The 19,889-nt window shown below is 64.3% G+C and carries 22 protein-coding genes and 1 tRNA gene; 8 read left to right on the top strand and 15 right to left on the bottom strand.

Annotated elements, in window-relative coordinates:
• The first annotated feature begins 127 nt into the window (after window positions 1-127).
• The 4 genes from lpdA (at window position 128) to IEW58_RS06055 (ending at window position 3,454) form a co-directional block, all read left to right on the top strand.
• The gene (gene lpdA / locus IEW58_RS06070) at window positions 128-1,543 is read left to right on the top strand and encodes a dihydrolipoyl dehydrogenase (RefSeq protein ID WP_188644305.1); all 1,416 of its coding nucleotides are present in this window, start codon (window positions 128-130) and stop codon (window positions 1,541-1,543) included.
• Between the two features lie 81 nt (window positions 1,544-1,624).
• Window positions 1,625-1,786: a hypothetical protein gene (locus IEW58_RS06065; RefSeq protein ID WP_188644304.1), complete on the top strand. Its 162-nt coding sequence runs from the start codon at window positions 1,625-1,627 to the stop codon at window positions 1,784-1,786.
• Window positions 1,787-1,808: 22 nt separating this feature from the next.
• The gene (locus tag IEW58_RS06060) at window positions 1,809-2,561 is read left to right on the top strand and encodes a histidine phosphatase family protein (RefSeq protein ID WP_188644303.1); all 753 of its coding nucleotides are present in this window, start codon (window positions 1,809-1,811) and stop codon (window positions 2,559-2,561) included.
• Entirely contained in the window at window positions 2,561-3,454 is an 894-nt protein-coding gene (locus tag IEW58_RS06055; RefSeq protein ID WP_188644302.1) for an NAD(P)H-hydrate dehydratase, read from the top strand. Before IEW58_RS06060 ends, IEW58_RS06055 begins: the two co-directional genes overlap by 1 nt.
• Here the strand turns inward: IEW58_RS06055 and IEW58_RS06050 are convergent.
• The 8 genes from IEW58_RS06050 to IEW58_RS06015 all read right to left on the bottom strand — a co-directional run bounded on the left by IEW58_RS06050 (window position 3,451) and on the right by IEW58_RS06015 (window position 10,931).
• Window positions 3,451-4,071 (bottom strand): NifU family protein, encoded by a 621-nt coding sequence (locus tag IEW58_RS06050; RefSeq protein ID WP_188644301.1) that lies wholly within the window; start codon window positions 4,069-4,071, stop codon window positions 3,451-3,453. The genes IEW58_RS06055 and IEW58_RS06050 overlap by 4 nt on opposite strands.
• An 86-nt stretch (window positions 4,072-4,157) precedes the next feature.
• Window positions 4,158-4,835 carry an iron-sulfur cluster repair di-iron protein gene (gene ric / locus IEW58_RS06045; protein WP_188644300.1) on the bottom strand — a complete coding sequence of 226 codons (678 nt, stop codon included), beginning with the start codon at window positions 4,833-4,835 and terminating at the stop codon, window positions 4,158-4,160.
• Between the two features lie 225 nt (window positions 4,836-5,060).
• A tRNA-Lys gene (locus IEW58_RS06040) sits at window positions 5,061-5,136 on the bottom strand.
• Between the two features lie 106 nt (window positions 5,137-5,242).
• Window positions 5,243-6,358, bottom strand: a complete 1,116-nt coding sequence (gene rodA, locus IEW58_RS06035; protein WP_188644299.1) for a rod shape-determining protein RodA — start codon at window positions 6,356-6,358, stop codon at window positions 5,243-5,245.
• Window positions 6,355-8,433 (bottom strand): penicillin-binding protein 2, encoded by a 2,079-nt coding sequence (mrdA, locus tag IEW58_RS06030; protein ID WP_188644298.1) that lies wholly within the window; start codon window positions 8,431-8,433, stop codon window positions 6,355-6,357. Before mrdA ends, rodA begins: the two co-directional genes overlap by 4 nt.
• Window positions 8,430-8,987 (bottom strand): rod shape-determining protein MreD, encoded by a 558-nt coding sequence (gene mreD, locus IEW58_RS06025; RefSeq protein ID WP_188644297.1) that lies wholly within the window; start codon window positions 8,985-8,987, stop codon window positions 8,430-8,432. The genes mrdA and mreD overlap by 4 nt, the downstream gene beginning before the upstream one ends.
• Window positions 8,984-9,874 (bottom strand): rod shape-determining protein MreC, encoded by an 891-nt coding sequence (gene mreC / locus IEW58_RS06020; RefSeq protein ID WP_188644296.1) that lies wholly within the window; start codon window positions 9,872-9,874, stop codon window positions 8,984-8,986. The genes mreD and mreC overlap by 4 nt, the downstream gene beginning before the upstream one ends.
• Before the next feature lie 13 nt (window positions 9,875-9,887).
• On the bottom strand, window positions 9,888-10,931 hold the full coding sequence (locus IEW58_RS06015) for a rod shape-determining protein (RefSeq protein ID WP_188644295.1): 1,044 nt from the start codon (window positions 10,929-10,931) through the stop codon (window positions 9,888-9,890).
• Between the two features lie 192 nt (window positions 10,932-11,123).
• Between IEW58_RS06015 and mutL the strand changes: the two genes are divergently transcribed.
• Complete coding sequence (mutL, locus tag IEW58_RS06010; protein WP_188644294.1) at window positions 11,124-12,911, top strand: DNA mismatch repair endonuclease MutL; 1,788 nt, start codon at window positions 11,124-11,126, stop codon at window positions 12,909-12,911.
• A gap of 22 nt (window positions 12,912-12,933) precedes the next feature.
• Here the strand turns inward: mutL and IEW58_RS14010 are convergent, their stop codons facing one another.
• Together IEW58_RS14010 and IEW58_RS06005 are read right to left on the bottom strand one after the other, a co-directional pair.
• Window positions 12,934-13,155 (bottom strand): GDCCVxC domain-containing (seleno)protein, encoded by a 222-nt coding sequence (locus tag IEW58_RS14010; protein WP_308419258.1) that lies wholly within the window; start codon window positions 13,153-13,155, stop codon window positions 12,934-12,936.
• Window positions 13,152-13,505, bottom strand: coding sequence for a hypothetical protein (locus IEW58_RS06005; RefSeq protein WP_188644293.1), 354 nt, complete (start codon window positions 13,503-13,505; stop codon window positions 13,152-13,154). The genes IEW58_RS14010 and IEW58_RS06005 overlap by 4 nt, the downstream gene beginning before the upstream one ends.
• Window positions 13,506-13,680: 175 nt before the next feature.
• Here IEW58_RS06005 and IEW58_RS06000 point away from each other — a divergent pair, with 175 nt between their 5' ends.
• Window positions 13,681-14,196, top strand: coding sequence for a hypothetical protein (locus IEW58_RS06000; protein WP_188644292.1), 516 nt, complete (start codon window positions 13,681-13,683; stop codon window positions 14,194-14,196).
• A gap of 7 nt (window positions 14,197-14,203) precedes the next feature.
• Here IEW58_RS06000 and IEW58_RS05995 read toward each other — a convergent pair whose 3' ends face one another.
• The 3 genes from IEW58_RS05995 to ychF all read right to left on the bottom strand — a co-directional run bounded on the left by IEW58_RS05995 (window position 14,204) and on the right by ychF (window position 16,685).
• Entirely contained in the window at window positions 14,204-14,668 is a 465-nt protein-coding gene (locus IEW58_RS05995; RefSeq protein ID WP_188644291.1) for a MaoC family dehydratase, read from the bottom strand.
• 81 nt (window positions 14,669-14,749) lie between these two features.
• Window positions 14,750-15,547, bottom strand: coding sequence for a DUF1206 domain-containing protein (locus IEW58_RS05990; protein WP_188644290.1), 798 nt, complete (start codon window positions 15,545-15,547; stop codon window positions 14,750-14,752).
• A 37-nt stretch (window positions 15,548-15,584) separates the two neighbouring features.
• Entirely contained in the window at window positions 15,585-16,685 is a 1,101-nt protein-coding gene (gene ychF / locus IEW58_RS05985; RefSeq protein ID WP_188644289.1) for a redox-regulated ATPase YchF, read from the bottom strand.
• Window positions 16,686-17,261: 576 nt separating this feature from the next.
• On the opposite strand from ychF, the gene IEW58_RS05980 reads away from it, so the two are divergent.
• The gene (locus IEW58_RS05980; RefSeq protein ID WP_188644288.1) at window positions 17,262-18,311 is read left to right on the top strand and encodes a magnesium transporter; all 1,050 of its coding nucleotides are present in this window, start codon (window positions 17,262-17,264) and stop codon (window positions 18,309-18,311) included.
• 3 nt (window positions 18,312-18,314) lie between these two features.
• The gene (locus IEW58_RS05975) at window positions 18,315-18,542 is read left to right on the top strand and encodes a hypothetical protein (RefSeq protein ID WP_188644287.1); all 228 of its coding nucleotides are present in this window, start codon (window positions 18,315-18,317) and stop codon (window positions 18,540-18,542) included.
• A gap of 4 nt (window positions 18,543-18,546) precedes the next feature.
• Here IEW58_RS05975 and pth read toward each other — a convergent pair whose 3' ends face one another.
• Together pth and IEW58_RS05965 are read right to left on the bottom strand one after the other, a co-directional pair.
• Window positions 18,547-19,116 carry an aminoacyl-tRNA hydrolase gene (gene pth / locus IEW58_RS05970; protein WP_188644286.1) on the bottom strand — a complete coding sequence of 190 codons (570 nt, stop codon included), beginning with the start codon at window positions 19,114-19,116 and terminating at the stop codon, window positions 18,547-18,549.
• A 92-nt stretch (window positions 19,117-19,208) separates the two neighbouring features.
• Window positions 19,209-19,847 (bottom strand): 50S ribosomal protein L25/general stress protein Ctc, encoded by a 639-nt coding sequence (locus IEW58_RS05965; RefSeq protein WP_188644285.1) that lies wholly within the window; start codon window positions 19,845-19,847, stop codon window positions 19,209-19,211.
• Window positions 19,848-19,889: the final 42 nt, after the last annotated feature.

Below are 19,889 nucleotides of genomic sequence, written 5' to 3'. Positions count from 1 at the left end.
GCCGTGACCAGCGCGTTCCCTTTCATATTCCTTGTTCCGCAGCACCTTTGCGGGCCCTGGTTTTCCTTCTCCAGGACAGTGGTCCATGCGGTCCACGCTTCCAACAAATCGGCTCAGGATCTAGCTCATGGCTGACACTCAATACGACGTCATCGTGCTCGGCAGCGGCCCGGGTGGCTATGTCGCGGCGATCCGCTGCGCGCAGCTCGGCTTCAAGACCGCGATCGTCGAGCGTGAGCTGCTCGGCGGTATCTGCCTCAACTGGGGCTGCATCCCGACCAAGGCGCTGCTGCGCTCGGCAGAGATCAAGCACTACATGGATCACGCCGCCGACTATGGCCTGAAGGTCGCAGGCGCGATCGAGGCCGATCTTGCGGCGGTCGTGAAGCGCAGCCGCGGTGTTGCGAAGCAGCTCAACCAGGGCGTCACGCACCTGATGAAGAAGAACAAGATCGCGGTGCACATGGGGGAGGGCACGCTGACCGGTCCGACCTCGATCACCGTGAAGGGTGAGAAGGGCGAGGAGAAACTCACCGCCCGGCACGTGATCGTCGCCACCGGCGCACGCGCGCGCGAGCTCCCCTTCGCCAAGTCCGACGGCAAGCGCGTGTGGACTTATCGCCATGCGATGACCCCGGCCGAGATGCCGAGCAAGCTGCTGGTCATCGGATCGGGTGCAATCGGGATCGAATTCGCAAGCTTCTACAACGACATGGGAGCCGAAGTTACCATCGTCGAAATGCTCGACCGGATCGTCCCGGTGGAGGATGCGGATGTGTCGGCGTTCCTCGAGAAGAGCCTGAAGAAGCAGGGCATGACGATCCTGACCGGGGCGGGGGTCGAGGCGCTCGACGTTACCGGTGCAGGCGTGAAGGCGAAGATCAAGGGCAAGGACGGCAAGGTCGCGGAAAGCGAGTTCAGCCACGTCATCGTCGCCGTGGGCATCGTTCCGAACACGGAAAACATTGGCATCGAGAAGCTGGCCGATCTCGACCGCGGCTTCATCCAGATCGATCCCTACGGCCGCACGAAATCGAAGGGGCTGTGGGCGATCGGGGACTGCACGCCCGGCCCGTGGCTGGCCCACAAGGCGAGCCACGAAGGCGTCACCGCCGCCGAGGCGATCGCGCAGGAACTCGGCAACAAGGACGCGCATCCGCACCCGCTCGACCGCAACAACATTCCGGGCTGTACCTACTGCCATCCGCAGGTCGCCAGCGTCGGCTTGACCGAAGCCACGGCGAAGGAAGCCGGGCACGAGGTAAGGGTGGGCACGTTCCCCTTCATCGGCAACGGCAAGGCCATTGCGCTTGGAGAGGCGGAAGGCTTCGTCAAGACGGTGTTCGATGCGAAGACCGGCGAACTGCTCGGCGCCCACATGATCGGCGCGGAAGTAACCGAACTGATCCAGGGGTATGTCGTGGGCAAGACGCTGGAGACGACCGAGGTCGAACTGATGAACTCGATCTTCCCGCATCCCACTCTGTCCGAGATGATGCACGAAAGCGTTCTCGCGGCTTACGGGCGCGCGCTTCACATCTAGCGTAAGTGCCTGCAAACCGGCGCGAAATCGGCAGGAACATCCCGCCCGTCTACCCGTTGTCGCAGCGAGAGGATCGCTGTGATGGAATACGAGATCGCCGACGGGCCGCAGCTTGGCGAAGACGACGGCTACGAGCTGTTTCAGGCCCGCCATTCGGGCAATCCGATGCCGCCGCCGGCCGCTCCGCGCGGCAGGCTGCCCGACCAGGCCGTGCCGATCCCCGAGCAGGAAGCAGGATCCTGACCTGCACGAGGAAATCCAGTTGTTGAACTGGCCTTCCCAACTCATCATCGTGCGCCACGGTCAGAGCGCGGGAAACGTGGCCCGCGACGAGGCGCACGAAACTCTCGCCGATCGCATTGCCCTTAATAACCGCGATGCTGACGTTCCCCTTAGCGAGCTCGGATACCAGCAGGCGAAGGCCCTCGGCCGGTGGTTTGCAGGTATGCCGGAGCACGAGCGGCCCGAAGTGCTGCTGTCCTCCCCCTACCGCCGGGCGCTCCAGACAGCCGAGACCTTTCGCGCGGCGGGCGGAACGGGCGGCGACGTGCCGATCTGCTTCGACGAGCGCCTGCGCGAGAAGGAGTTCGGCATCCTCGACGGACTGACGACCACCGGCGTCGCCAATGTCTTTCCCGACCAGGCAGAATTCCGGCGCCTGCTCGGAAAGTTCTACCACCGGCCCCCCGGCGGAGAGAGCTGGTGCGACGTCATCCTCCGGCTGCGCTCCGTGCTCGATACAATCTCGCTCCATCACTGCAACCAGCGGGTGATGATCTTCACTCACCAGGTCGTGGTTCTGTGCTTGCGCTACATTATCGAGACTCTGGACGAGGCGGCCATCCTGGCGATCGACCGCGAAGCGGACGTGGCGAATTGCTCGATCACCGAATTTCGCTTGGAACCTGGTGATGGCGGGAAGCTTGCTCTCACTCGGTATAACGTCACCGCGCCGATGGAACAGGCGGAGACGCCTGTAACCCGCGAGCCGGACGCCATCGCGGGCCGGCGCGGCTGATGGACCGCCTCGATGCTGCCTGGCTCCGCAGCCATCCCCTCCCGCCGGTGTCAGCGGAAGGAGACAAGAACGCGCGCGGCCGGGTGCTGGTCGTGGGGGGAGCGGAGCTCGTCCCCGGCGCGCTCCGGCTGACTGGAGAAGCAGCCCTGCGAGCCGGGGCAGGCAAGCTCCAGCTCGCCACGGTGCGGGCGGCGGCGATGTCGCTCGCGGTGCTCGTCCCCGAAGCCTCGATGTTCGCGCTGCCGGCAGACGATCAGGGCGAGATCGCGCCCGAGGCGGCCGCCAAGTTGCGTGATCGTCTCGGGAGAAGCGACGCACTTGTTTTCGGCCCGGGCATGTCGCGCGGAGAGAGGACCGACAAGCTGGTGGCGGCGGTACTCGACGAAGCGCCGGCTGAACTCACCATCGTGCTCGACGCCGCCGCGCTCACTTCGGCAAAGGGCTTGCGCGAGGCGGTCGCCCGGCGAAGCGGCAGGGTGATCATGACCCCGCATTTCGGCGAGATGAGCAGCCTCGCGGTGATGCCGGTCGAGGCGATCGCCGGGGATCCGGAGGCGATCGCGCTGCGCATCGCGAGCCAATTCAACGCCGTGGTAGCGCTCAAGAGCAGAAGCACCGTGCTCGCCTCGCCGGACGGCCAGTGCGCACGGTTCGAAGGCGGCAACGCAGGCCTTGCGACCAGCGGCTCGGGCGACGTTCTTGCCGGCATCGTCGGCGGACTGGCGGCGCGGGGAGCGAACTGCCTGACGGCCGCCGGATGGGGCGTGTTCATCCACGGCACTGCCGGTGAGCGTGCGGCGGAACGTATCGCCGAGATAGGCTACCTCGCGCGCGATCTCGTTCCGTTTATACCGAAACTGCTGGCCGAGTTTAGCCAGGGAGTATCGGCCTAACGACCGGACTTGCCCCACTTTTCCTGGACCCACCGACGAAAGCGGGCTTTGGGATCCTCTCCTGATCCCGGCGCCGTGCCCTCGGCGTGGACACGTTTCACCTCCGGGACCCAGTGCATGATAGTCTGCTCGATCGTCCGCTTGAGCGTCGTGATGCCGGAAGGACAGCCTCCGCAGGCTCCGCCCATCCTCACCCACGCGGTCCCGTCGCCGGCGTCGAAACGGATCAGGGTCGCTTCGCCCCCGTCTTTCGCGAGGAGATGGCGAACGTATCGATCCAGAACCTCCTCGATGTGCCTCTCGACTTCGCCAAGATGGGTATCGGGCCGGGACGGGCCCTGGATGGCGGCGGCGTCTGCATGCTCCATCAGCACCAGCGCGATGTCCGGGCGCAAGAGATCCCACGGCACCGTGGGCCCTGCACGAATGACCGATACGAAATCGCGTCCGATCATCACTCGCTCAATGCCGCCGATGGCCAACAAGTCAGCGGCGAGGGGCGGGGCAGCGGCGCTCGACCGGTCGAAATCGAGCGCCGCACCCGTGGTGAACACCTGTCCGGTCTGCACGCGCAGAGCGTCGGGATTTGGGGTTTGTTCGAATTCGATGAACGCCATCGGCTTGCCTGGCTATCAAACGCACCCGCGGACCGGGAGCGCACGTGATGCACACACCGGTCCTGGTGCCACGCCTCCAGCGGCGATCAATGTGAGCTTTCGAAGCGCGGAAACAGGATGTTGTTTTCGAGGTGGATGTGCTCGATCAGGTCATCCTTGAACTGGGCCGCACCGGCGTAAAGCGCACGCCAGGTTCCGCAGCCGCCTTCGGGGACGGTAAAATCGCCGGTCAGTTCGGTGATCCGCTCGACCAATTCGCCATGATCGACATGCTCGTGGCGAAGCTGGGTGATCGGTCCATCGAGCGCTCCCGCGCCCTTCCGGCGCATGGCGGGAAAGAGGATCAGCTCTTCCTTCTTCATGTGCACCTCCAGCTCGCCCAGCGCCGCTTGCAGGGTGTCCGCGAGTCCCGCGGGGACGCCGGGCTTGCCCGCATGAACCTGCTCGACCTTGCGCGCCAGAAGGATGAGTTCGGGCAGTTGGCTGCGGTGGACTTCGTGGTAGCGCGAAAGGACATGGTCGATCATCGCGGCGCTGTCCTGCTCGGGTGGCAGCGTCTCATCGGCGTCGAGAGCGCCGAGGGCGTGTTCGAGACTGGCGAGATCGACGGAGCGCCCACGCGCAGCCTCGTCCAGCCGGACATCCCCGTGGCAACAGAAATCGATCCCGAAGCGCCGAAACACGCTGGTTGCTCCCGGTACGGTAGCGGCGATCTCACCGACCTTGCGTGCGAAAAGCGGCTCGAGAGTGGCGATATCGGTCATGTGGGATCCTTCAATTACTGACGGAGATCCTGGGCGACCTCCAGTGATCGACGACCGGATGCGCCGGTCGCCCGCGGGGGGCACCCTGAATTGCAAGGGTGTCGCCCGAGTCAGTCCTAAACAAGGAGTCCGGAAACCCGGATGACATGGATCATCGATCGTCGCGGGCCCTCGCGTGCACGAGCATTCGCGGAGCACGAATGAGGTCCTGGCGGTGGAAGATGATGGTGGACGCTGTAGGGTTCGAACCTACGACCCGCTGATTAAGAGTCAGCTGCTCTACCAACTGAGCTAAGCGTCCACACCGAGTTCCGCTGGCCGTTAGAGACGGCCCCGAATCGTCGGGAGCGCCGCATATAGCGGCCCGCGCGCGGATGCCAAGGGGGCGGGGCGGTTTTGTCGCAAAGCTATGCCAGGCCACGCCGGCCGCTGCGGCGGTTCCAGCGGTTGACCATCATCAGCGTGCCCAGGCAGATCATGTTGGTCATCATCGAACTGCCACCGTGGCTCATGAACGGGAGGGGGATTCCGACCACCGGCGCCAGCCCCATGACCATCAACAGGTTGATCGCCACGTAGAAGAACACCGTCGCGACCATACCGCCCGACAGCAGCCGTGCGAACCGGTCGTCCGATGCCAGCGCCACCCGCCAGCCCCATCGCAGGACAAGGAAGAACACGAGGAGGACGAAAAGTCCGCCGATCAGTCCCCATTCCTCGGCCATCGTCGCAAAGACGAAATCGGTATGCGGCTCGGGCAGATAGTTGAGATGGCTCTGGGATCCTTCACCGAACCCCTTGCCGGTAATGCCGCCCGAACCGATCGCGATCTTCGACTGGGTGATGTGATAGCCGGTCCCCAGCGGGTCGCTCTCGGGATCGAGGAAGGTGAACACCCGGTTCCTCTGGTAATCGTGTAGCAGGAAGAAGAACGCCAGTGGCGCTGCTATCGCGCCCGCGCCTGCGCCCATCATGAACCAGCGCAGCGGCAGTCCGGCGAGGAACATGACCACGACCCCGCCGAACGCGATTGCCAGAGCAGTGCCGAGGTCCGGCTGAAGCAGCACCAGCAGGACCGGCATCCCGATGAGGATTCCGGCCGGGACGATCGAACGCCAGGTGTGAACCATGCCCGAGGGGAGATCGGCATAGAACCGCGCCAGGACGAGCACGATGGCGGGTTTCATCAATTCCGATGGTTGCAGCACGATAAACCCGAGATCGATCCACCGCTGGCTGCCGCCGCCGACAAAGCCCAGCAACTCCACCGCCAGCAGGAGCAGCAGGATCAGGGCATAGGCCGGATAAGCCACGAACCGGACCAGATCCTTGCCGAACAGGCTCATGACCCATGCCATCACAAGGAAAATGGCGAAGCGAATGACGTGTGACAGCGCAAACGGCTGCAGGTGGCCGCCGGCCGCCGAATAGAGGACGGCCGAACCGAATATCACGAGCAGGGTCAGCGGCAGGATCATCTGCCACGGCTGCCGCGCAATCGGTGCCGGGACGATCGCGCTCATCGCGGCTCGAGCCCATCGGTAGGACCAGAAGGCGATGTGCCGACCGGTTCGGGTGGCGGAGTAACGGCGCCGGTTTCGAGCGGCTGCGGCTTGCTTGCCTCGGCGCGCGCTTCGGCATCGACGCGCGCAAATATGTCCTCATCGCGCCGGGGTACGCGGCCGACGCCTTCCCCGGCGGCGGCGGCATAGGCGTTGTACTTCGCCTCCAGCCGCTGCTGCGCGGTCCCGCCCCATTGTTTCTCGAGGGCATGAAGCGCGTCCATGGCCTTGGTCGGATCAAACAGGAAGGTCATCACGTCGCGCGCGATCGGATAGGCCGCGCCGGAACCACCGCCGTGCTCGATGGTGACTGCTCCCGCATAACGCGGATTGTCGAACGGCGCGAAGAAGATGAAATGCCCGTGGTCGCGGTGCTTCCAGATGCCGCCCTTGCCGCTGCCGATGTTGAGGCCGACGACCTGCGCGGTGCCGGTCTTCCCAGCCATGAGGACGTCATCGATCGGCAGCCTGGCGCGCCCCGCGGTGCCCCGGCCATTGACCACCTCGCTCATCGCGTTCTGGATGATCTGCACGTGATCGCCGTGGAAGTTCATCGATTCCGGCTTTGGCGGAGAGCGGTCGAGGATCATCCGCGGCATCAGCTTCTTGCCGGTCGCGATGCGGCTCGCCATCACCGCCAGCTGCAGCGGGTTGGCGAGCATGTATCCCTGGCCGATGGTGGCATTGACCGTGTCATAGGGCTGCCAGGGCTGGCCGTATTTCTTCATCTTCCACGCCGGGTCCGGCACCGTGCCATAGAACTGGCTGGCGACGGGAAGTGGGAATTCCTGCCCCATTCCCAAGCGCTTGGCCATCGGCGCGATCACATCCATGCCGAGTTGCTGGGCGAAGTGGTAGAAATAGACATCGCACGACTGGTAGATGCCCTTGGCCATGTCGACATGCCCGTGTCCGCGGCGCTGCCAGCAGTGGAACACCCGGTTGCCGACGCGCAGGCCACCGGCGCAGTTGGTTGCGGCATTGGGATCGAGGCCGGCCTCCAGGAAGCTCATCGCCACCATCGGCTTCACCGTCGAGCCCGGGGGGTAGAGACCCTTGAGGATCTTGTTGCGAAGTGGAACACGCTCGTCCTGGCTGAGCATCGCGTATTCGACGCGGCCGATGCCATCGGAAAAGCTGTTGGGGTCGAAGCTGGGCATCGAGGCCATGCACAGCAAGTCGCCGGTCAGGCAGTCGATCACCACCACGGATCCGGACTCCGGCCCGATCCGTCGAGCGGCATAGTCCTGCAAGGGGCCGTCGATGGTCAGTTGTACGGGCTTGCCCTGAATGTCCTCGCGCGTCTCGAGGTCGCGCACTAGGCGGCCAGAAGCGGTCACCTCCACCCTGCGAGCGCCCGGCACACCCCGCAGGCGCTTTTCGAACTGCTTCTCGATCCCGTCCTTGCCGATCTTGTAGCCGGGCGTGATCAGGATCGGGTTGCGGTCCTTCTCGTATTCCTCGGCGCTTGCCGGACCGACATAGCCGACGAGATGACCGACGGAGGGACCGGTAGGGTAAAAGCGCGAGAAGCCGCGCTGCGGCACGACTCCGTTCAGATCGGGCAGGCGCACGCTGACCGCCGCGAACTGCTCGTAATCCAGCCCGCTGGCCACCTCGATGGGCTGGAATCCCTTCGAATCGTCGATCTTGTCGTGGAGGTCGCGGATCTTTTCAGCATCGAGCCCGAGGATCGGGGCAAGGGTGGCCAGTTCCGCTTTGGGATCGCGCAGGCGTTCGGGGATGATGTCGACGCGGAAGTCCGCCTTGTTCGACGCCAGCGGCGCCCCGTTGCGATCGAGTATCCACCCGCGTCGCGGTGGTATGAGCGAGAGGTTGACGCGATTGCTCTCGGCCTCGGTCCGGTACTTCTCGTTCTCGAAGATGGACAGGTACGCCATGCGCGAAGCCAGGATCAGGCCCAGTCCGCCTTGCACGGCGCCGATCACGAAGCTGCGCCGCTCGAACGTATTGGCAAGTGTCGCCGGACTGACGATCGCGCGAGGAGCCCTGCGGCGCCGGCGCCGAATCTTCACAGGATCACCTTCACGCGGCTCAGGCGGAAACGATCAAGGCCGGCCACCAACCGGGACATGATGGGAATCAGGACAACCGCCAGAAGGAATTGCGGCACGAGGATGAGCAGCGCCGTCCCGCCGAACCTGCCGCCGGAGAAGAGCGCCGCGATGACGAGATACCATGCAACCAGAACCGCGGCGACGACCCAGTCCTGGAAGAAGCCGCGCCATGGAAAGCGCGCCTCGACAAGTTCGATGCCGATCATCGTGACCGACCAGAGGACAATCGCGCAGCCGAACGGCTGCCCGCTGAACAGGTCATCGAATGCGCCGAGTGGAAATCCGGCCCACACGGGCAGAAGGCCGGGGCGGACGAGGCGCCAGGAGAGCAGCGTCATGAAGCCGAGCGGCGGGATCAACGGGACGGCGCTCGCGATCGGGATCTGCGGGATGAGCGATGCGAGCATCACGGTGACCCACGGCACGGCATGGGCCAGCACCGGTGAATGCGTGCGATTGATCTTGCTGCCATATCGATCGCGCCGCGCCCGGGACGAAAGCTCGCCGATCATTGGGTAACCTGCTCGGCCACGGGGGTTTGGGCAGCCTTGACCGCGTCGGGCTGCCAGATCGGCTCCACTGCCACGAAGTCGGTTGCCGCGGGATCGCTGATTACCGCAGCGACGCCGCCGTCCTCCGTCACTTCCTGCAGGATCGCGACGGCGGTGCCGGGATGATAGTAGCCACCCGCGCCGCTGGTGACGAACACGTCGCCCTTCTTGAGCGGGTTGATGCCGAGATTGATGAGGCGGATGCGCAGACGCCCGTCACCCCGTCCTTCGGCGAATGCGACCACCTCGTCCCTCGACCGGCGGACCGGGATCACGCTTTCGCTATCGGCCAGTAGGAGCACCCGCGAACTGTCGGCGCCGACTTCGAGAACGCGGCCGACGATCCCGCGCGGCGAGCGCACCGGCATGCCGACAGCCACGCCCTGGTTTCGGCCGGCGCCAAGATAGGCGAAACGCCGCGTGCTTGCCGCGCTGGAGCCCACGAGCCTCGCGACAGCGACGGGTTTGACTGCACCCTCCCGGAAGCCGAGGAGCGCCTTCAGGCGGGCGTTTTCCTGCTTGACCGCCTCGGCTTCCTTGAGCCGGATGCGGGCGAGTTCGACTTCCTTTTTCAGGGCCGCGTTCTGGCTGCCCGCGGCGAGGTAGCCGGCAATGCTGTCGAACAGCCCCTGACCTTCGGCGCGGGTCGCCGCGCTTGCCTGTCCGATGGGCACGACGGTGTCCGCCGCCGCGCTGCGAAAGCCGTTGAACGAGCTTGGCCGCCACAGCGAAATGCCGAGCAGCACCGCGCCCACCGCCGCTCCGATAGCGGCGAGGACGTAGCCCGTGAACAAACCATATTGCGCCCTGCGCGAATGCCCGGAGCGCCGTGCCGAAGTCGGCGCCATCTCAACTCTTCCCTCAGGCCGTCATCAACACGCCGCGATAGATCGGATCTTCCATCGCCCGACCCGTGCCCAGCGCGACGCAGCTCAGTGGGTCTTCGGCGATCGAAACAGGCAGGCCGGTTTCTTCGCGCAGGTGGTCGTCGAGCCCCTTGATCAGGGCGCCGCCGCCGGTCAGCACGATGCCCTGATCGACGATGTCCGCTGCCAGTTCGGGTGCCGTGTTCTCAAGCGCGATGCGGACGCCTTCGACGATGGCGCCGATGGGTTCGCTGAGCGATTCGGCAATGTGCCCCTGGTTGATCGTGATTTCCTTGGGCACCCCGTTCACGAGGTCGCGGCCCTTGATGTTGATCGTCTCGCCAATGCCGTCTTCGGGCGGGCGGGCGATGCCGTAGTCCTTCTTGATTCGTTCGGCGGTCGCTTCGCCGATCAGCAGGTTGTGGTGCCGACGCACGTAGCTGACGATCGCCTCGTCCATCTTGTCGCCGCCGGTGCGGACCGAAGTGGTGTAGGCAAGGCCGCGAAGGCTGAGGACCGCGACCTCGGTCGTGCCGCCACCGATGTCGACGACCATCGAGCCAACGGGTTCGGTCACCGGCATGTCGGCGCCGATCGCCGCGGCCATGGGCTCGAGAATCAGATACACTTGGCTGGCGCCCGCGTTCGAGGCCGCGTCACGGATCGCGCGGCGCTCTACGCTCGTCGAGCCCGAAGGGACGCAGATGACGATTTCCGGGTAGCGAAGCAGGCTCTTCTTCCCATGCACCTTGCGGATGAAGTGCTTGATCATCTCCTCGGCGATCTCGATGTCGGCGATGACGCCATCGCGCAGCGGCCGGATCGCCTCGATGCTGTCGGGGGTCTTGCCCATCATCATCTTCGCGTCTTCGCCAACTGCCTTGACGCGCTTGATACCGTTGATCGTCTCGATCGCCACGACCGAAGGCTCGTTGAGGATGATGCCGCGACCTTCGACGTAGACCAGCGTGTTTGCCGTGCCGAGGTCGATGGCCATATTTTGCGAGCCGAATTTCAGGAGATTCGAGAAGAAACCCATAGCTGTGTCGTGTTCCGTAGGAAATTCAGGCCTTCTAGCGGCAACTTGGCGCAGCCACGGCGACCCGGGATGGCGGTGAGAGCGCGACCCTTAGATAATCATGCTTTAGAAAGCCAAAAAATTGTGCCCGCTTCCCCCGCAAAGTGAACGGGTCGGCTCGAAATTCCGACCGTTGGTCGCTAGGCCGGGCTGATGGCTGAAATTCGCCGCCTTCCCGAAAGTCTCGTCAACCGCATCGCCGCCGGCGAAGTGGTGGAACGTCCGGCGGCTGCTCTCAAGGAGCTCGTCGAAAACGCCATCGACGCTGGCGCCAGCCGGATCTCCATCCTGCTCGCGGATGGAGGCCTTTCAGTGGTCGAGGTAACCGACGACGGCTGCGGAATGACGCCGGCCGAAATGGCTCTCGCGCTGGAACGGCATGCCACATCCAAACTGCCTGACGAAAGCATCGAACTGGTCGCGACGCTTGGCTTCAGGGGCGAAGCGTTGCCCTCCATCGCCAGCGTCTCTCGCTTCACCCTCGAAAGCCGTTCGCGGGGGGCGGCCGAAGGTTGGCGCGTGACCCTCGATCATGGGGAAACGATCGGTCAGGGCCCGGCTGCATTGCCGCCTGGCACGCGGGTTCGCATCGAACAGTTGTTCGGCAAAGTCCCGGCGCGGCGCAAGTTCCTGCGCTCCGCACGCAGCGAGTACGCGGCCTGCCTCGATATCGTTCGCCGCCTTGCGCTGGCCCGGCCGGACATCGGCTTTACGCTGGGTCACGGCGAGCGTCGCATACTTGCGCTCCAGGCCGGACAGGATTCGGTCGACCGGGTCGCTCAGATCGTCGCGCGCGAGCTTAAGGACAATGGGGTCGGGATCGATGTCCAGCGTGGCACGATGCGCCTGAGCGGTATCGCCGGGTTGCCCACGTACAACAGGGGCGTAGCCGATCACCAGTACCTGTTCGTCAACCGGCGGCCTGTGAAGGACCGGCTGCTGGTAGGCGCCGTGCGCGGTGCCTATGCCGATATGCTGGCGCGGGACCGTCACGCCGTACTGGCGCTGTTCCTCGACTTGCCGCCCGAGGATGTGGACGTGAACGTACATCCCGCAAAGACAGAAGTGCGGTTTCGCGATCCACAAGCAGTGCGTGGCTTCATCGTGTCCGGCCTGCGGCAGGCGCTCGGCAGCGGCGACCGGCGAAGTGCCCAGGCGCCGGACGCGTCAGCGATGGGGCGGTGGACGGTCGAGCCCGCGCCCGCGACCAGCTCGATTTTCGGCGAGCGTGAATGGTCCGAAGCGCCCATGTCGGTACGGGAGTCCGCAATGCCCTGGCGCGCTCCTTACGAAGAAAGCCTGGCGGCCCCGGCGGGCCGGGCCGAGCCCGCCTCACCCGTCGGGGAGGAGGCTGCTCATTACCCCCTCGGGATCGCCCGTGGCCAAGTCGCCAATACCTACATCGTGGCCGAGGCCGCGGACGGCCTGGTTCTGGTGGACCAGCACGCGGCGCACGAGCGGCTCGTTCTCGAAGGCCTGCGAGCCGCCGGGGCAGGGGAGGCCACCGCCCGCGCACAAGCCATGCTCATCCCGGAGGTCGTCGAACTGGACGAGACCGATTGCGACCGCCTCGAAGCTGCCGCCGGCAAGCTCGCTGCCATGGGCCTCGCCATGGAGCGGTTCGGTCCCGCAGCCATGCTGGTTCGCAGCCTGCCCCACGCGCTTGCGAAAGCCGATCCCGCGAAACTGCTCCAGGATCTGGCCGACGACATCGCCCAGCATGGCGAGGCGCTGTTGTTAGGCGAAAAGCTCGACCTGGTACTGGCTACGATGGCTTGCCACGGCTCTGTCAGGGCGGGGCGGACCTTGTCGGTCGCCGAAATGAACGCCCTTCTCCGTCAGATGGAGCGAACGCCCCGATCGGGCCAGTGCAACCACGGGCGCCCCACGTGGGTTAAGTTGCCCTTGGAGGATGTTGAGAAGCTTTTTGGAAGGAAATGAAGCGCTTAGTTCTTGAGAGCCTTCAGCAGCAACTCGCAGAAGTTCCTGTCGCCCGCGCCTCTTGGATGGGAGGGCACGGAACATCACCATAAGAACAGAAAACGCAGCAGTCGCCAGCCAATGGGCGAAGCTTTGCAGAGCAATGCGCGCAGTCGTAGAAGAACCAGCACGCGTTAGTTGGCATTTCCTCGGAGGAAACTCCTCCGCAGGTAGGACAAGTGAGGGTGGAGGTCAGTTCGATCACGGTTGGAACACCCGCATTAACGGCGCTTCGATGAAAGGCCAGATACCTGAAATCGTCACGAGCACGGTTGCGAGAACCAAGAGCGGGACGGTCGCTCGCGATGGTTGCTCGCAACTGGAGTCGGCAGCACAGGCCCGCCTTCTCTTCGCGTAAAAATACCAACCAGCGATGACCGCGAGCAGGGCAATGGCCGAAAGAGGGGCATGGAGCGGGCTAAGCGATGCAAGCGAGCTTGCACCAACCCCGACGCCAGCAAGCGCGAGGGGAAGGACGCAACAGGCGGCTGCCGCAAATAGTCCGCCAAAGCCTGCTACAGCGGCCACCGGCGCGATCTTCTCATCATTTTTCATAGCATCGCTACTGCCCTAATCGGAGGTGGGATACCAGAGCATCATCCGTCCGTTCTCCACTCATTGCCAGATGTTGACGCCTTGCCAGAAACGACCGAAGCGGAACGCGGTTATTGGCGTGGACATCGGTTAAGCTGCGCATGGAAGACGTCGAAAAACTGTTCGGGAGACATTGATGCACCTGTCCTTCATGCGCCTGCCCTCGATTTCCTGTCTGGCTCTCCTTGTCGCCTCATGCGGGAACGAAGAACTTTCTCCTTCCGAGCGGGCGCGGATGGATGAGGCGGACGTGGCCGCGGTCGAAGCCGCGCAGGTCCCGCCACCGACGCCGGTACAACCTGGCACGATCGGGATGCCCGATATCGAAAAATTTGACATGTTCGGCGCCGGCTGCAGCTTCGCCCCGGGCAAGGGGATCGCGACGGTCGCCCTGCTCCAGGCGGAACGGGGTTTCATGAAGATCGACAACAAGATCGTCGTGTTCGCCCCGGACGCCGGCAGCGGCGACCTGCCGCTCGGCGCCAAGGGCAAGTATACCGGCGGAGCGTGGTCCTTCATCCTCGATCTTGCGAGCGAGGAGGGCAAGCAGTCGGGGATCGAAACCGTCAACTATCCGGCACGGCTCGTCCTGCGCAACGATCATGACCAGATCGTCTACCAGGAGGACGGCACCGCCCAATGCGGGAGCTGACGGTGAGCTAGGCCTCTATCGGAGCTTCCGGATTGCGCACGCGGATAAGGCCGTTGGAGGTCATCTCCAGCACGGTTTCGTCGTCCTGGTTGAACACCTTCACGTAGGATTTGAACAAGCCCATTTCGGGCCGCGACGCGCTGCGCCGCTTGGAGATGACCTCGCTCTCGACCCTCAGCGTATCGCCGGGATAGACCGGCTTGGTCCAGCGAAGGTTGTCCATTCCCGGTGAACCGAGGCCCGCCTGCCGGTGTGACTTCATGTTTTCGACCAGCATCGACATCATCATCGCGCAGGTGTGCCAACCGCTGGCCGAAAGACGTCCGAAGTGCGTTTGCGCGGCGGCTTCGTCATCGAGGTGGAAGGGCTGGGGATCGTACTTCGAGGCGAACTCGATCACTTCCTCGCGGGTGACGTGATAGTTCCCGAAGCTTGCCTTGCGGCCAACTTCGATGTCTTCGAAATAATCCATGACCCTCTCCGGCGGTGAATCGTGCGCCAGTGCCTGTAGCGCATCGTGCGCCAGAGGTAAGGGGGAGGTGCTCGCGGTCAGTCAGAGCTTGGGCTTGAGGTCCTTGCGACTGAAATCGGGAATGATCCGGTATCGCGCGGTGACCAGGCTGAATGCGCCGAACAACATCAGCCCGATGGCCACGAGCGTGTAGAGCGGGCCGTTGTCCCGCAAGGCCATTATCGCTTCGCCCAGTCCCTTCACTTTGCCCGATTGCGACAGCCACGCCGACTGGACGAGCGACAATCCGATCAACGCAAACACGATCGCCCGCGCGGCACTGCCGGCCCGGCCGACTGCTTCGACACCAGTCGGGGCGCGACCATCGATATGGTTCATGAAGCTCGCGGTTATGGCGCTCTTGGCTTGCATGAAGGCTCCAACCAGGAAGCCGACGCCCACCAGCCCAAGCGCCAGTGCGCCAATCTGCCAGTCAAGCAGCGACCCGGCCATCTCCTGGCTCTGCCCGCCGTCGGCGGAATGCGTGGCGCCGCTGGCAAATTGCCAGGCCGCATAAGCGAGAAAAAGGTGCGCCACCCCGCTGGCGAAGTCCCCCACTCGTTTGACCACGCCCTTGGGCTCGCTGCCGCGATGCTGGATGTCGCCAAGCGCCGATATGAACTTGAACAGCGCGTAGGCGAGCAGTCCGACAGCGACTACCCACAGCAGGACTGAACCGAGGGGCACTTCCTGGAGGTAATCGAAGGCCGATGAAGCTCCGGCACGAGCCTCGCCGGCCGTGCTCACCGCGATGTAACCGAGAAGGATGTAAACGAGCCCACGCGCAGCGTAGCCGAGGCGAACGAGGGTGATGAACCCTTGCGATTTATCGACTGTCATCCGCGGCCAACGGACGGCGCGCCGATTGGTGCCAGCGCTAGACGTTGAACTTGAACAGCATTACGTCGCCATCCTGCACGAGGTACTCCTTGCCCTCCTGCCGCAGCTTTCCGGCCTCACGGGCGCCCGCTTCGCCGCCCAGCGCTACGTAATCGTCGAACGCGATCGTTTCGGCGCGAATGAAACCGCGTTCGAAGTCGGAGTGGATCTCGCCCGCCGCCTGCGGAGCCTTGGCCGCCGCCGGACAGGTCCAGGCACGTGCTTCCTTGGGGCCGGCGGTGAAGAACGTCTTGAGGCCGAGGAGCTTGTAGCCCGCACGGATAACGCGGCTGAGACCGCTTTCGGTGAGGCCAAGCGCGTCGAGATATTCGCCGCGCTCCTCGGGCGGCATCGACACCAGCTCGCTCTCGATGGCGGCCGACACCACTACGGCCTCGGCGCCTTCCGTCTTGGCCTTTTCGAATACCGTGGCGGAAAGCGCGTTGCCTTCCGCGGCATCCTCTTCGCCCACGTTGCAGACGTAGAGCACCGGCTTGGCGGTGAGCAGCTGTGCCTGGGCGAACACGCGCGCCTCCTCTTCGTCCCGCGGCTCCGTGAGCCGTGCCGGCTTGCCTTCGCGCAGCAATTCGAGCGCCTGGCCGAGCACGCTCGCCATGACCTTCGATTCCTTGTCGCCGGCGGCGGCTTTCTTGGCGGCAGCGGGCACCCGCTTTTCGAGGCTTTCGAGGTCGGACAGCATCAGTTCGGTCTCGACCACCTCGGCGTCCGCGATCGGATCGACCTTGTTGGCCACGTGCTGGATGTCATCGTCTTCGAAGCACCGCAGAACGTGGACGATCGCGTCCACCTCGCGAATGTTGCCAAGGAACTGGTTGCCGAGCCCTTCGCCCTTGCTGGCGCCTTTGACGAGTCCGGCAATGTCCACGAACGCGAGTTGGGTCGGGATGATCTTGGCCGACTTCGCGATCGAGGCGATCTTCTCCAACCGCTCGTCAGGCACCGAAACCTGTCCGACATTCGGTTCGATCGTGCAGAAGGGATAGTTCGCGGCCTGGGCGGCCTGCGTTTCGGTAAGGGCGTTGAACAGCGTCGACTTGCCGACGTTGGGCAGGCCGACGATTCCGCAGCGGAAACCCATCGGTAACTCCGGATGGTGGGGATGAAGCCGCGCCCCTTAGCGGGTCCCATGCGCGAAAGGAAGGTGGCAGCGCAGGAGCGAGTGGCCGAATCCGGTCAGGCTTCAGGTTCGGCCTGGCGCCACCGCTTGCGCGCGATCCGGATCACCTGGGCGCCGGAGGATTTGCAGCTCGTCCGGAAATGAGACCCGTCCCACGCTGCCCGCGAACGGCGGGGTTTGTGGCGATCGAGCGCACACATCAATTTCGAGAGCATTATTATCGACCCTGTTTTCCGACGGCTTTATCCGTCAGCAGCTTGTTGGTTCACGATGTCGATAATCCCGGCACTCGTATCCTCGGAAGCGACCATCGGGAGATCAAGATTTCGACATGCCTACCCGTAACTGGGGAGAACAGAGGGGCGCCTAGCTAAAGAGACGCTTGCTCGCAAGATCGAAAGGTTTCGACATTTCAACAAGATGGCAGAACCTAGCGGTGGGCCAACGGAATTAGTTTATCCGCTGCGCCCGGTAGTCTAGCCTTCGAGAAAACAGCCCGGGTGCGCGCGAGTCGAAGATCTGTTGGGGGAATCCTCGATGTCTACTGCCGTTGCCATCGCTAATCCGGACGGTCTCTATGAGCCTCCGCAGGGAGCAGAGACTACCGTTGGCGCCGCCAGGGCGGAAACGATCGCCGACCTGATGACTCCGCCGGTGGGGGTGTTCGGCCCCCAGGCCACGGTGCGGGAAACCACCGAGGCACTGCGCGAACAGGTCAAGACCGCCTTCATCACGTATCTCTACGTGGTCGATCCGGCCAACAGGCTGCTCGGCCTCGTCGTGATGCGCGAAATGCTTCTGGCACAGCCTGACGCCACGCTCGAAAGCGTCATGCTGCGCGATCCGTTTGCGCTCAAGGCGGACCTGCCCTTGGGTGAAGCCCTCAAGCAAGCGTTGCACAAGCATTTCCCCGTATATCCCATTGTCGATGCGCAGGACCGGCTCGTCGGCCTCGTCCGTGGATCGGACCTCTTTGCCAACCGGGCGATCGAGATCTCGGGCCAGTCGGGCAGCATGGTCGGTGTCGACAAGGAAGAGCGTCTCGGCACCTCGCTGACTCGAAGCCTCAAGCTGCGCCACCCATGGCTGCAAGTGAACCTCCTGACCGCCTTCGTCGCCGCCGCGGTCGTCGGCGTGTTCGAGGATACGCTGAGCCGCCTGGTGATTCTCGCCGTCTTCCTGCCGGTGATGGCCGGGCAGACCGGCAATACCGGCTGCCAGGCGCTGGCGGTCACCCTTCGGGGCATGACCCTGGGCGACGTGAAGCCGGGTGCGGAGCCGGGAATGGTCCGCAAGGAAGGCATGCTCGGCTTCCTCAACGGCGGGCTCGTCGGCGTGACAGCCGGGGCGGGCATGTTCATTTACGCCCGGATGCAGGGGGAAGCCTCGCCTCTGACGATGGCAGGAGTGGTGTTCCTGGCGATGCTGATCGCTTGCACGGTGTCGGGGATAGCCGGGGCGATGATCCCGATGATCCTCAAGCGCCTCGGCGCGGACCCGGCGACCGCTTCGAGCATTTTCCTCACCACGGCGAGCGATGTCGCCAGCATGGGTATCTTCCTGACCCTCGCCACTCTAATGCTCTAGCGCATGAACAGGGCCGCGCCGCTAATTCTCCTCTGCATGTTGGCCGCCTGCGAGACGACCAATTCGTCAGACTGGAGCGGCGGCCCCGGCACGCCGTTCAAGCAGGCGGAGCGGTCCTGCCAGGACCTGCTTGGCAGTGTGTCCAAGGAGGAGGACCGGCGGGACTTCTTCGTGGGGTGCATGCGGGCGCTCGGCTGGACCCCCAAGCCCGGCGCTTCGATCGACCTCTGATCCTTCAACCCTGCTGACGCAGCGCGACGTCGCTCATGAAGCGGGCGTCGTTCCCGTCCGCCAGCCAGCCAGCCTCCGCTCCGATCGCCGCCAGCATGTCGGCCAGGTCGTCCATCTCGGCCTTGGCGTAATTGCCTAGCACGTGACCGGTCACCCGGTCCTTATGCCCCGGGTGTCCGATGCCGATGCGCACGCGGCGAAAGTCGGGACCGAGGTGCTGGTCTATCGACCGCAACCCGTTGTGCCCTGCTAGTCCGCCACCCGTGCGGACCTTCACCTTGAACGGGGCGAGATCGAGCTCGTCATGAAATACGGTCAAGGCCTCGGTGCCGAGCTTGTAGAAGCGCAGCGCCTCCCCGACCGCGCGGCCGCTCTCGTTCATGTAAGTGGCTGGCTTCAAAAGCAGCACCTTGTGGCTACCGATGCGGCCTTCCTGGACCCATCCGGAAAATTTCTTCTGCACAGGGCCGAAGCCGTGCATCTCCGCAATCACGTCGATCGCCATGAAGCCCACGTTATGCCGGTGCATCGCGTATTGCGGCCTGGGATTGCCGAGACCTGTCCAGATTTGCATGGCGCGCGCTTAGGCGAACAGGCCGCCCAACGCAAAACGCCGGCCCATTGCTGGACCGGCGCTTGCTTGTCTCATCACGAAAGAGCGGAAGATTACTCTCCGGCTTCCTCGCCTTCGGCCGCTTCAGCCTCGCCTTCGCCGGCTTCGCCTTCGGCGCGCTTGAGCGCCGACGGGGCGACCAGTGTCGCGATGGTGAAATCGCGGTCAGTGATGGCGCTCTCCGCACCGGCGGGGAGGGTCACTTCGCTGATGTGGATCGAATCGCCGATATCCTTGCCAGTGACGTCGATGGTGATGTCATCGGGGATCTTGTCCGATTCGCAGACCAGTTCCAGCTCGTGACGCACGACGTTGAGCACGCCGCCACGCTTCAGGCCGGGGCTGTCGTCCTCGTTGACGAACACGACCGGCACGGCGACCTGGATCTTGGAATCCTTGGCGAGACGCAGGAAATCCACGTGGATCGGGCGATCGCTCACGGGATCGAACGCCACGTCCTTGGGCAGGGCGCGCACGGTCTTGCCGCCGACTTCGATCATCACGATCGAGTTCATGAAGTGGCCGGTGCCGAGCTGGCGGACCAGTTCCTTCGCCTCGACGTGGATCGGGGTGGGTTCTTCCTTGCCGCCGTAGATCACGGCGGGAACACGGCCTTCACGGCGCAATACACGGGAGGCTCCCTTGCCAGCCCGCTCGCGCGCCTCGGCCGGCAGGGTCAGAGCGTCGCTCATCGTATTGCCTTTCGAATGCGGTAGAGTAACCGGTCCGCCACG

The organism is Tsuneonella deserti (assembly GCF_014644315.1).
Taxonomy (GTDB): Bacteria; Pseudomonadota; Alphaproteobacteria; order Sphingomonadales; family Sphingomonadaceae; genus Tsuneonella; species Tsuneonella deserti.
The sequence above is the reverse complement of the archived record's forward strand: the minus strand, read 5'-3'. Positions and strand labels throughout refer to the sequence as shown.

What these genes read in the sequence shown, in the direction of transcription:
- lpdA (WP_188644305.1), top strand. Translation starts at nt 128, where the DNA reads ATGGCTGACACTCAATACGACGTCATCGTGCTCGGCAGCGGCCCGGGT.
- IEW58_RS06065 (WP_188644304.1), top strand. Translation starts at nt 1,625, where the DNA reads ATGGAATACGAGATCGCCGACGGGCCGCAGCTTGGCGAAGACGACGGC.
- IEW58_RS06055 (WP_188644302.1), top strand. Translation starts at nt 2,561, where the DNA reads ATGGACCGCCTCGATGCTGCCTGGCTCCGCAGCCATCCCCTCCCGCCG.
- IEW58_RS06050 (WP_188644301.1), bottom strand. Translation starts at nt 4,071, where the DNA reads ATGGCGTTCATCGAATTCGAACAAACCCCAAATCCCGACGCTCTGCGC.
- ric (WP_188644300.1), bottom strand. Translation starts at nt 4,835, where the DNA reads ATGACCGATATCGCCACTCTCGAGCCGCTTTTCGCACGCAAGGTCGGT.
- rodA (WP_188644299.1), bottom strand. Translation starts at nt 6,358, where the DNA reads ATGAGCGCGATCGTCCCGGCACCGATTGCGCGGCAGCCGTGGCAGATG.
- mreD (WP_188644297.1), bottom strand. Translation starts at nt 8,987, where the DNA reads ATGATCGGCGAGCTTTCGTCCCGGGCGCGGCGCGATCGATATGGCAGC.
- mreC (WP_188644296.1), bottom strand. Translation starts at nt 9,874, where the DNA reads ATGGCGCCGACTTCGGCACGGCGCTCCGGGCATTCGCGCAGGGCGCAA.
- IEW58_RS06015 (WP_188644295.1), bottom strand. Translation starts at nt 10,931, where the DNA reads ATGGGTTTCTTCTCGAATCTCCTGAAATTCGGCTCGCAAAATATGGCC.
- mutL (WP_188644294.1), top strand. Translation starts at nt 11,124, where the DNA reads ATGGCTGAAATTCGCCGCCTTCCCGAAAGTCTCGTCAACCGCATCGCC.
- IEW58_RS06005 (WP_188644293.1), bottom strand. Translation starts at nt 13,505, where the DNA reads ATGAAAAATGATGAGAAGATCGCGCCGGTGGCCGCTGTAGCAGGCTTT.
- IEW58_RS06000 (WP_188644292.1), top strand. Translation starts at nt 13,681, where the DNA reads ATGCACCTGTCCTTCATGCGCCTGCCCTCGATTTCCTGTCTGGCTCTC.
- IEW58_RS05995 (WP_188644291.1), bottom strand. Translation starts at nt 14,668, where the DNA reads ATGGATTATTTCGAAGACATCGAAGTTGGCCGCAAGGCAAGCTTCGGG.
- IEW58_RS05990 (WP_188644290.1), bottom strand. Translation starts at nt 15,547, where the DNA reads ATGACAGTCGATAAATCGCAAGGGTTCATCACCCTCGTTCGCCTCGGC.
- ychF (WP_188644289.1), bottom strand. Translation starts at nt 16,685, where the DNA reads ATGGGTTTCCGCTGCGGAATCGTCGGCCTGCCCAACGTCGGCAAGTCG.
- IEW58_RS05980 (WP_188644288.1), top strand. Translation starts at nt 17,262, where the DNA reads ATGTCTACTGCCGTTGCCATCGCTAATCCGGACGGTCTCTATGAGCCT.
- IEW58_RS05975 (WP_188644287.1), top strand. Translation starts at nt 18,315, where the DNA reads ATGAACAGGGCCGCGCCGCTAATTCTCCTCTGCATGTTGGCCGCCTGC.
- pth (WP_188644286.1), bottom strand. Translation starts at nt 19,116, where the DNA reads ATGCAAATCTGGACAGGTCTCGGCAATCCCAGGCCGCAATACGCGATG.
- IEW58_RS05965 (WP_188644285.1), bottom strand. Translation starts at nt 19,847, where the DNA reads ATGAGCGACGCTCTGACCCTGCCGGCCGAGGCGCGCGAGCGGGCTGGC.